General features: G+C 50.8%; 10 protein-coding genes. 6 read left to right on the forward strand and 4 right to left on the reverse strand.

Annotated elements, in window-relative coordinates:
• Positions 1-97: 97 nt before the first annotated feature.
• Positions 98-1,069, forward strand: coding sequence for an octaprenyl diphosphate synthase (gene ispB / locus CAG65_RS04295; RefSeq protein ID WP_021706854.1), 972 nt, complete (start codon positions 98-100; stop codon positions 1,067-1,069).
• Between the two features lie 60 nt (positions 1,070-1,129).
• Here the strand turns inward: ispB and CAG65_RS04300 are convergent, their stop codons facing one another.
• Together CAG65_RS04300 and mdh are read right to left on the reverse strand one after the other, a co-directional pair.
• A complete protein-coding gene (locus CAG65_RS04300; RefSeq protein ID WP_040903103.1) occupies positions 1,130-1,321 on the reverse strand; it encodes a hypothetical protein in 192 nt (63 codons plus the stop codon).
• Positions 1,322-1,436: 115 nt separating this feature from the next.
• Positions 1,437-2,372 carry a malate dehydrogenase gene (gene mdh / locus CAG65_RS04305; RefSeq protein ID WP_021706856.1) on the reverse strand — a complete coding sequence of 312 codons (936 nt, stop codon included), beginning with the start codon at positions 2,370-2,372 and terminating at the stop codon, positions 1,437-1,439.
• 329 nt (positions 2,373-2,701) lie between these two features.
• On the opposite strand from mdh, the gene argR reads away from it, so the two are divergent.
• The 5 genes from argR (at position 2,702) to CAG65_RS04330 (ending at position 8,300) form a co-directional block, all read left to right on the forward strand.
• On the forward strand, positions 2,702-3,172 hold the full coding sequence (argR, locus tag CAG65_RS04310; RefSeq protein ID WP_021706857.1) for a transcriptional regulator ArgR: 471 nt from the start codon (positions 2,702-2,704) through the stop codon (positions 3,170-3,172).
• A 332-nt stretch (positions 3,173-3,504) separates the two neighbouring features.
• The gene (locus CAG65_RS04315) at positions 3,505-4,473 is read left to right on the forward strand and encodes a TAXI family TRAP transporter solute-binding subunit (RefSeq protein WP_161452416.1); all 969 of its coding nucleotides are present in this window, start codon (positions 3,505-3,507) and stop codon (positions 4,471-4,473) included.
• 189 nt (positions 4,474-4,662) lie between these two features.
• Complete coding sequence (locus CAG65_RS04320) at positions 4,663-7,242, forward strand: TRAP transporter permease (protein ID WP_161452418.1); 2,580 nt, start codon at positions 4,663-4,665, stop codon at positions 7,240-7,242.
• 75 nt (positions 7,243-7,317) lie between these two features.
• Complete coding sequence (locus CAG65_RS04325) at positions 7,318-7,755, forward strand: universal stress protein (protein ID WP_021706860.1); 438 nt, start codon at positions 7,318-7,320, stop codon at positions 7,753-7,755.
• Positions 7,756-7,904: 149 nt separating this feature from the next.
• Positions 7,905-8,300, forward strand: a complete 396-nt coding sequence (locus tag CAG65_RS04330) for a DUF2061 domain-containing protein (protein WP_021706861.1) — start codon at positions 7,905-7,907, stop codon at positions 8,298-8,300.
• A 3-nt stretch (positions 8,301-8,303) separates the two neighbouring features.
• Here CAG65_RS04330 and CAG65_RS04335 read toward each other — a convergent pair whose 3' ends face one another.
• Together CAG65_RS04335 and rraB are read right to left on the reverse strand one after the other, a co-directional pair.
• The gene (locus tag CAG65_RS04335) at positions 8,304-9,107 is read right to left on the reverse strand and encodes a glycosyl hydrolase 2 galactose-binding domain-containing protein (protein ID WP_161452420.1); all 804 of its coding nucleotides are present in this window, start codon (positions 9,105-9,107) and stop codon (positions 8,304-8,306) included.
• A gap of 131 nt (positions 9,108-9,238) precedes the next feature.
• Positions 9,239-9,658 carry a ribonuclease E inhibitor RraB gene (rraB, locus tag CAG65_RS04340; RefSeq protein ID WP_161452422.1) on the reverse strand — a complete coding sequence of 140 codons (420 nt, stop codon included), beginning with the start codon at positions 9,656-9,658 and terminating at the stop codon, positions 9,239-9,241.
• Between the last annotated feature and the right edge of the window lie 276 nt (positions 9,659-9,934).

Below are 9,934 nucleotides of genomic sequence, written 5' to 3' on the forward strand. Positions count from 1 at the left end.
CCTTTAAGCAATGTATTTATCAACGTTTTTTAGTGTATTATTCAAGAATTAAAGTAGATAAAAGACCTTATGGGTTCTAACCTCAGCCGGATTTACAATGGATTTTAAAGCTATCCAAGCGCTTACTGCCGACGACATGGCAAAAGTGAATGAAACAATTCAAGCCCAACTTAACTCTGACGTTTCTCTAATCAATCAGCTCGGTTTTTATATCGTTAGTGGGGGAGGTAAGCGTCTGCGTCCCCTTTTGGCGGTCTTGTCCGCTCGCGCACTGGGTTATCAGGGCAACGGCCATACCATGGCAGCGGCCTTCATTGAATTCATCCACACGGCGACACTCTTGCACGATGACGTGGTGGACGAGTCCGATATGCGCCGGGGCAAAGCGACCGCCAATGCGGCGTTTGGCAATGCAGCCAGCGTACTGGTCGGGGATTTTATCTACACCCGTTCGTTCCAGATGATGACGGAACTGGGATCCATGAAGATCCTCAAACTGATGAGTGATGCGGTGAACGTGATCGCCGAAGGTGAAGTGCAGCAACTGATGAACTGCAACGATCCGGACACCACCGAAGAGAGTTACATGCAGGTCATCTACTCAAAAACCGCTCGTCTGTTCGAAGCCGCCACCCAAATTGGTGCCATTCTGACCGATTCATCGCAAGAGATCGAACTGGCTCTGCAGAACTATGGCAAGTACCTGGGCACTGCATTCCAGTTGATTGATGACGTGATGGATTACAGCTCTGACGGCGAAGAAATGGGCAAAAACGTCGGCGATGACCTCGCAGAAGGAAAACCGACACTGCCACTGCTGCACGCCATGCGTCATGGTAACGCCGAGCAAGCCACCATGATTCGGGAAGCGATAGAGAAAGCTAACGGAATGGAACGACTGAACGACATTCTGGCGGTTATGGACCAGGCCGGTTCTCTGGAGTACACCACGCAAAAAGCGCTGCAAGAAGCGGATAAAGCGATTGCCGAACTGGCGGTACTGCCCGACTCAGAATACAAACAAGCGTTGATCGCTCTGGCTCATTTGTCGGTCAACCGCAGCAAGTAACTCAGCGGTACGACATCCAGAGTAAAGGGGAGCCAGGCTCCCCTTTATGGTATCTGTGGCTCAGTAATAGCGTTCGCAGCCAGTGTGCAGTTGTGGGTTAAATTCGATCTCTCCGGCATCCACGGCCAGTTGCTCATGAGTGTCCTGTTTTTCCAGCAACACCGATTGAGTTTCACGGTCGACCACCAGTACGGTCCCCACACCTTGTGAACACTCCACCACCATGCCTTTTCTAATTTGCGCTATGTCCATCTCTCCCTCCCGCAACGCATGACTTGGGGTTCCCTTTAAGTTTACGCCATACACGATCATCAGGATCAAAAAAGCCGATCCACAGGATCGGCTTGCAACACACGGTTAGACTGGCTTATTTAACAAACTCAACACCGGTCTCGATATCGCCTTGCAGCGTTGTCAACATACCTTCCAGCGCAGCTTGCTCATACTGGCTCAGGGCGCCATAACTTAGGATTTCATCCACCCCGTCTTTACCCAGTTTCACTGGCTGTGCAAAGAACGGCGCGTGTTGACCGTCACCTTCAACATAAGCACATTCCACCACTCCAGGTTCACCCTGAAGTGCTTTCACCAGAGACAGGCCAAAACGACACGCCGCCTGACCCATAGACAGAGTTGCCGAGCCGCCGCCCGCTTTCGCTTCCACCACTTCGGTACCCGCATTCTGGATACGTTTGGTCAGAGCATCGATCTCTTCTGCGGTAAATTCAACGCCTTCTACCTGAGACAACAAAGGCAGAATTGTCACGCCCGAGTGGCCGCCGATCACAGGCACGCGGATCTCGCCTGGATCTTTGTCTTTCAGTTCAGCGACGAACGTTTCCGAGCGGATCACGTCCAGCGTTGTCACACCAAACAGTTTACGCTTGTCGTATACACCTGCTTTTTTCAGCACTTCAGCTGCGATTGGCACTGTGGTGTTGACTGGGTTCGTGATGATACCGATACACGCCGTTGGGCATACTACCGCGATCTTTTCCGCCAGTGATTTTACGATACCGGCATTCACATTAAACAGATCCGCACGATCCATACCCGGCTTACGCGCAACACCTGCAGAAATCAGGACCACGTCTGCACCTTCCAGTGCTGGCGTTGGATCTTCACCTGCGTAACCTTTGATCGATACAGGCGTTGGGATATGACTCAGGTCGGCCGCCACACCTGGCGTAACCGGAGCAATGTCGTACAGGGCTAAATCAGAACCCGCAGGAAGGCGGTTTTTAAGAAGAAGGGCTAGGGCTTGACCGATGCCACCAGCGGCACCAATAACAGCTACTTTCATTGTAGTTCTCCTTGAGAGTAGATCTCTTATTACATTCTTGTAGGGCATTCTATATAAACAGCTGCACTCAACCTATAGCAATCACAAGTTGATTACAATCAATTAACGTCAGCTTTGCGACTTTGCGCAACTCCACTTTTTCATGCGACACCGACAGCGGTGATTATCATATTAACTACCTTAATGACAAAGAGTTACATCGATAATTCTCAGCAAAGTGGTGAAAGTTTACAGTGATGTGTTAGACAGTTTTGCACCAGGATTTGGCGCCGAGTGCATGACTATGCGAAAATATGCACCAGCTGATTTTCCGAAGCAGAAGAAGAACTATGCGTAATTCAGAGAAACAAGATAATTTGGTCCGCGCGTTTAAAGCGCTGTTGAAAGAAGAGCGCTTTGGCTCTCAGGGCGACATTGTTGAAGCGCTCAAGCACGAAGGCTTTGAGAACATCAACCAGTCCAAAGTCTCACGTATGTTGACCAAATTTGGTGCAGTACGTACGCGCAATGCCAAAATGGAGATGGTTTACTGTCTGCCAGCCGAATTAGGCGTTCCGACGGTCTCCAGCTCGCTACGTGAACTGGTACTGGATGTCGACCATAACCAAGCCCTGGTGGTCATTCACACTGGCCCGGGTGCGGCGCAGTTGATTGCCCGTCTGCTGGATTCACTCGGCAAGTCGGAAGGCATTCTGGGTGTCGTCGCGGGTGATGACACTATTTTCATTACCCCGACCCTGAACGTCACCACAGAGCAACTGTTTCAGTCCGTATGTGAACTGTTTGAATACACTGGATAAATTCCACTTTCCGCTCTTTCATATAAGTCACGCCAATTTTTTAACGCGTGACTTATATCACATCTTTAAAAATCAAAGGCTTGCTGGTTAGTTAATCATAAACTTATGATTAATAAGAGAATTAGCCCATATTTTCGCCATGCAAATCTGCTTACATTTTAGCCCAATTCTCTATATTTCTTAACATCCTTGTAATTATCTGCCAATTTTTTGCTATTATTCAGGCACTTTTTCAACTCGCGGATTTGAAAAAGATGCCGTTTCCAGTATGGGAAACTCCCCCAGCGACTACACTTGCGGTGGGTTAATAATAAATAAAGGAAGGGAAATTCATGGCATTTAAAAATTTGATTAAGGTCGGTGCGATTGCAGCCGCAGTAATGGGTGCAGGCGCGGTTAACGCTCAGGAATTCATCACGATTGGTACCGGTTCCGTCACCGGCGTTTACTACCCGACTGGTGGGGCGATCTGTAAGCTGGTGAACAAAGGCCGTAAGGATCACAACATCCGTTGTTCGGTAGAGTCAACCGGCGGTTCGATCTACAACGTCAATACCATTCGCGCCGGCGAGCTGGATTTCGGTATCGTTCAGTCAGATTGGCAATACCACGGCTACAACGGCACCAGTAAGTTTGCCGAGCAAGGCCCATACAAAAAACTTCGCGCGATGTTCTCTCTGCACACCGAACCTTTTAACATCATCGCTCGTGCAGACTCAGGCATCGAGAATGTGACCGATCTGGCTGGCAAACGTGTCAACATCGGTAACCCAGGCTCAGGTGACCGCGCGACAATGGGTGTGGTGATGGAAGCCATGGGCTGGACCAACGACAGTTTCAAACTGGCGTCAGAGCTGAAAGGTTCTGAGCGCTCGCAAGCCCTGTGCGACAACAAAATCGACGCATTTATCTATATGGTTGGTCACCCGAACGGTTCGATTAAAGAGGCCACCACATCTTGTGACGCGAAACTGGTACCTGCGACAGGCTCACAGATCGACAAGATCGTCGCAGACAACCCATACTACGCTTACAGCACGGTTCCTGCCGGCATGTATCGTGGCACAGATAAAGACGTGAAGAGCTTTGGTGTTGCCGCCACTATGGTGACATCCACTGACGTGTCCGACGACGTGGCTTACAATGTGGCGAAAGCGGTATTCGAAAACTTTGATACCTTCAAACGTCTTCACCCGGCATTCGCCAACCTGAAAAAAGAAGACATGGTGAAAGCCGGTCTGTCTATCCCTCTGCATCCGGGTGCGGAAAAATACTACAAAGAAGTGGGTTTGCTGAAGTAATTCAGCCCTGCAGACGGGGAGGTCGCCAGGCCTCCCTACCATCCTCATACCTTTGGTTTTCTTCCTTTGGAAAACCACCTTTCGTACAACCTGAGAAAACAACTTGCTCTCAATCCACTACACTGAGTAGTGGCAAAGTCGTGGTCCAAACACTGACAGGCAGGACCGTTTATAATAAGGATAAAGTACATGACGCAGACAAATCATTCGTCGCAAGATGTGCAAGACATGGTGGCTCAGTCCGATACCGGAGCCCGTAATCCAAGTGGCATTCCGGGCCGCATCTTGTGGTTTGTACCGCTGTGCTGGTCACTCTTCCAGCTTTGGTACGCTTCACCTCTACCGTTCATTTTTGACTTTGGTGTCCTCAATGACACCCAGGCTCGCTCTATTCATTTGACCTTCGCCATCTTTCTAGCGTTCACCGCCTATCCGGCGTTGAAGCACTCTTCCCGTGATCATATCCCTCTGATCGACTGGGTGCTGGCGCTGGCTGGCAGCTTCTCGGCGGCCTATATTTACCTGTTCTATGCGGAGCTGGCTGGGCGCTCTGGGGCCCCTACCACACTGGACATTGTCGTTTCAGTGATTGGTATGTTGCTGCTGCTTGAGGCCACCCGACGTGCGCTCGGTCCACCGCTGATGATCGTCGCCGCCGTCTTCCTGCTGTACACCTTCGGCGGCCCGTATATGCCCGATGTGATCGCCCACAAAGGGGCCAGCCTGAACAAAGCCATGTCACACTTGTGGCTGACGACAGAAGGGGTGTTTGGGGTTGCCCTGGGCGTCTCTACCTCGTTCGTGTTCCTGTTTGTTTTGTTTGGGGCCATGCTTGAGCGCGCAGGTGCTGGCGCCTACTTCATCAAAGTAGCGTTTTCCTTGTTAGGTCACATGCGTGGTGGCCCGGCCAAAGCCGCCGTGGTGGCCTCCGGTCTGTCTGGCCTAGTGTCTGGCTCCTCGATTGCGAACGTCGTGACCACCGGGACTTTCACCATTCCGCTGATGAAACGGGTCGGTTTTCCGGGCACCAAAGCTGGTGCTGTGGAAGTTGCCGCGTCCACCAATGGACAGCTCACACCACCGATCATGGGCGCTGCAGCCTTCTTAATGGTGGAATACGTGGGTATTTCTTACGTTGAAGTGATCAAAGCTGCGCTGCTGCCCGCGCTGATCTCCTACATCGCCCTGATCTACATCGTTCATCTGGAAGCATGCAAAGCGGGCATGACCGGCCTGCCACGTCGTCATAATCCGACGCTGCTGCAAAGCATGCTGTCATTTACCGGTACCATTTTGGGGCTGTGCGTGCTCAGCGCACTGGTTTACTATGGCGTGGGCTGGACCAAGGACGTCTTTGGCGCCGCCGCCACTCCGATTGTCACCACAGTGCTGCTTATCACGTACGTGTTGCTGGTACGTATCTCATCGCGCTTTGCCCACGAGGGCGATATTGAAATCGACGCCGATATTCAAGAAGTGCCTGATTCCGGCCCGACGATCAAGTCAGGCCTGCATTACCTGCTCCCTATCGTGGTTCTGGTGTGGTGTCTGACCGTCGAGCGTTTCTCACCGGGTCTGTCCGCGTTCTGGGCAACCGTGTTTATGATCTTTATTCTGATCACCCAGCGTCCGTTGATGGCGATCTTTAACCAGAGCAACGACATGGGGGAACAGACCAAAGCCGGGTTTGTTGATCTGGCAGAGAGTCTGGTGTCCGGTGCGCGCAATATGATCGGCATCGGGGTGGCGACCGCCGCCGCTGGTACCGTCGTCGGTGTTGTAACCTTAACCGGTATTGGTCTGGTGATGACCGATTTCGTTGAGTTCATTTCTGGCGGTAGTGTGATCTTGATGCTGCTGTTTACCGCGGTGATCAGTTTGATTCTGGGCATGGGCCTGCCAACCACCGCTAACTACATCGTGGTGTCAACACTAATGGCTCCGGTGATCGTCACATTGGGCGCCCAGCACGGCATGATCATTCCGTTGATCGCGGTGCATCTGTTTGTGTTCTACTTCGGTATTTTGGCCGACGATACGCCTCCGGTAGGTCTGGCGGCCTTCGCCGCTGCCGCGATCGCCAAATCGGATCCGATCCGAACCGGTATTCAGGGTTTCACATACGATATCCGAACCGCCATTTTGCCGTTCATGTTCATCTTCAATACCCAGTTGTTGCTGATCGGCATCGACAGTTGGTGGCATCTGATGCTCACGGTGGTCTCCTCGATCATCGCCATGTTGATCTTCTCCGCAGCCACTCAGGGGTGGTGGTTCACCAAGAACCGCTGGTGGGAGACTCTGCTGCTTCTGGTTCTGACTTTTTCCTTCTTCCGTCCGGGCTTCTGGTGGGACATGGTGTACCCAGCGAAGGTTATTACCCCAGGCGTTGAGATAGCGCAAGTTGTCGAACAACTGCATGTAGGACAATCGCTGGAACTGAAAGTCAGTGGCGACAATCTCGAAGGTGAACACATTGAGAAAATCGTCAGCCTGCCGTTTGACGAACAGGCCACCAGCGCCAAAGCGCGTCTCAGCTCGATGGGACTGACTCTGACTCAAAGCGACGGCAAAATGCTGGTCGATATGGTGGAATTCGGTAGTCCAGCAGAAGCGGCCGGTATTGACTTTGATTGGGAGATCGAGTCGATCGTTCAAGAAGCAGATCGTCCGATGAAAGAGTGGGTGTTCATTCCGGCCTTGTTGATCTTGATCGCTCTGGGTCTGAATCAGAAACGTCGCGCACGTCGTATACCGGTCAGCGCATAACAGAATCAGGCTCCGCAAGCCGGAGCCTGACACAAAGGATCAAGTGGCACAAGCCACCCGACAAGAGAATGACCTATGTTTAAACAAATCCTGGTTCCCGTTGACCTCAATGAAAAAGGCTTTTCCGATAAAGCCGTTCAACTGGCGGTTTGGCACGCCAAACATTCCAACGCCGAAGTGCATCTTTTGACGGTATTACCGGGGATTCACATGTCGATGGTCGCAACTTACTTCCCCAAAGACGCTGCCAAGAAAATGAAAGCCGATGTGAAAGCCCAACTAAAACAGTTTGCGGAAAAGCAGATAGATGATGAGGTGGTGTACCAGATCCATGTGGCTGAAGGAAAAGCCTACCGAACCATCCTCGACTACGCGGACAAACTCGGTGCGGATCTTATCGTGATGCCAAGTCACAAGCGTTCCAAAATGGACAAAGTCATGCTTGGCTCTGTGGCCAGCAAAGTGGTTCAGAGCTCACCTATCAATGTGCTCGTGGTGAAACCACAGGGCTGAAACCAATCTGGCGCCAGTAGGCGCCTTTTTTATTCAGCGCTACATTAATAGTTTTTGCCTATTGATATTATTGAAATATTCCATTTTATTTTATGAGAATGATTATCAATAATAGTCATATCGAGACAACCACTCATCAGGCATTCACTATGAAAAAAACGCTCAGTTTTGCAACGATTCATTTTACTATCGCATTCACCGTGGCGTACGTGCTGACCGGAGATATCATTGTAGGCAGCCTGATCGCGATGATTGAACCTATGGTCAACACGGTGGCGTTCTACTTTCACGAAAAAGCGTGGAACACATTTTCCTCACTAAAAACACTCGCCCGATCTGCACGGATCAAAACCACCAGCTTCGCCGTGGTGCACTTCAGTGTGGCGTTCAGCGTGGTATACGTGTTGACTGGTGACGCATTTGTCGGTGGCATCATGGCGGCGATTGAACCAACCATTAATACCTGTGCGTACTATTTCCATGAGACCTTCTGGCAACGTAAGCAGTCATCAAAACAGTCATTCAGTCTGGTTTGCACGCACTGATCTCTACACTGGGTAGTGCGTTACACACTGATTTTCGCTCAGGCCGATGTGCAAACGCCGGCTCTGACCGTCGAGCATGATTTCCAGCAGATAGAGCTGCTCGGGCATCGGATGAAGCGGGTCAACATAGATCGGCGCCTCAACCTGAAACAGTGCACTGGCGTGGTCGCTGCGAACATCTATCGGCAACTGATAAGTCATGCCGTTAAACTTGACGGACGCTGAGACCAGGCCAGGGGTGTAGGTCTGATAGTGCAAGTCGACCAGAAATTCACACCCGCCCCCATAATGCCAGATTTGTTCCGTGGTAATGTGTTCAAGACGCACATGGCGGATAAACTGCAAATACGGCACTTGCCAAACCCCGATGCGCGCATCACTAATCCGGTAAGCACTTTCTCCCAACGGGCAGAGCGGCGTGGCTGGCTCGTCATCGATCAGCCAGTCATCTTCTTCTTGGAGAAACAGAATTTCAAACCGGTTGCGGCCACGCTGCAGATACGGCCGAATGTCCTTGCGATACTCATTGTGGGTCGCGTCACAATCAAACACCGCCACGCCGTTAACGCGAACTTCGGCATGAAAATCGATCCCCGTGATCACCAGATCCACGGCTGGAAACGCCAGCATAGCGTCATCAACCTCAATGTCGTGCATCAGGTGCCATTCTTGACGGGCAATGTCCGCTTCACTCAGCGATGATGGCAGGACACAGCTCAGCGGTCCGGGAAACGTGATGTCGTCCTGAGGAATGGAGAGATCGGTGAGCGGAGAAAGTTGCCAGAGACCGGCCAGTGTTAGCTGCATGATATCAAAACATCGTTGAATGAAAGGTTAAAAGTATAATGAATCTCATTCCATAAGGACATGAGTTTGTCGACAGACAAAAAAATACCAGCCGACATCGGCTGGTATCCATTGATTTTCGACCAAGACAATTAAGCGTCTTCTTCGTCCTCATCTTCGTCGCTGTACAGAGCATCTTCACCTTCGTAGTAGGTACCCCATCCGTCGTAGATGATGTCGTATTTTTCGGCAAGGTGAATCAGTTTTTCCGCCTGAGCGTCAATCGCTTCAGCATTCAGGGCCGATTCCATAGTCGCGTCGCAACACAAAAGTTTGTTGCCGTCTTCATCTTCAGTTTCTTCCGCTTCAAGTACTTCGAACCCCATCTTAAATGCTTCGACGACCGCTTTTTCCAGCGTATCAAAATCTTCCGCAAACAGGTGGTGTTCGATCTCATACAGCGCATCTGGATCACTGCCATCTTCCAACAAGGCCTGAATGATGTCGCGAGTATCTTCTTTTTGAATCTCGATCAGTTCTTCCACAGACATGTATTCATCTTCATGCGACATAAGGTGCTCCAGACAGTAAAAAGGATCATTTGAATTGCGACGAAATATGGCATGGATCGCGTGGAATTACCACCTCGAAACCCGAATGATCCGGATCTTTAGCGCACCAGGCGCGCAGAGCGGAAAAGAACCGCGTGCAAATACACAAAAAATTAACATTTTTAGCCAAAATGACGCATTCAGAGTTTTATTTTGCGGTCAAAACCGCATCGGATGGCGAAAAAGTGCGTGAATATCAGTTCAGGATGAATACAGCTCTCGCCCACTTATCTGCAT

Origin of the sequence: Vibrio sp. V39_P1S14PM300, from assembly GCF_009904765.1 — a bacterium.
In the GTDB taxonomy this organism is placed as follows: domain Bacteria; phylum Pseudomonadota; class Gammaproteobacteria; order Enterobacterales; family Vibrionaceae; genus Vibrio; species Vibrio proteolyticus.

Bases quoted from the DNA above. Each gene is read 5' to 3' on its own strand.
- ispB (WP_021706854.1), top strand. From the start codon at position 98: ATGGATTTTAAAGCTATCCAAGCGCTTACTGCCGACGACATGGCAAAA.
- CAG65_RS04300 (WP_040903103.1), bottom strand. From the start codon at position 1,321: ATGGACATAGCGCAAATTAGAAAAGGCATGGTGGTGGAGTGTTCACAA.
- mdh (WP_021706856.1), bottom strand. From the start codon at position 2,372: ATGAAAGTAGCTGTTATTGGTGCCGCTGGTGGCATCGGTCAAGCCCTA.
- argR (WP_021706857.1), top strand. From the start codon at position 2,702: ATGCGTAATTCAGAGAAACAAGATAATTTGGTCCGCGCGTTTAAAGCG.
- CAG65_RS04315 (WP_161452416.1), top strand. From the start codon at position 3,505: ATGGCATTTAAAAATTTGATTAAGGTCGGTGCGATTGCAGCCGCAGTA.
- CAG65_RS04320 (WP_161452418.1), top strand. From the start codon at position 4,663: ATGACGCAGACAAATCATTCGTCGCAAGATGTGCAAGACATGGTGGCT.
- CAG65_RS04325 (WP_021706860.1), top strand. From the start codon at position 7,318: ATGTTTAAACAAATCCTGGTTCCCGTTGACCTCAATGAAAAAGGCTTT.
- CAG65_RS04330 (WP_021706861.1), top strand. From the start codon at position 7,905: ATGAAAAAAACGCTCAGTTTTGCAACGATTCATTTTACTATCGCATTC.
- CAG65_RS04335 (WP_161452420.1), bottom strand. From the start codon at position 9,107: ATGCAGCTAACACTGGCCGGTCTCTGGCAACTTTCTCCGCTCACCGAT.
- rraB (WP_161452422.1), bottom strand. From the start codon at position 9,658: ATGTCGCATGAAGATGAATACATGTCTGTGGAAGAACTGATCGAGATT.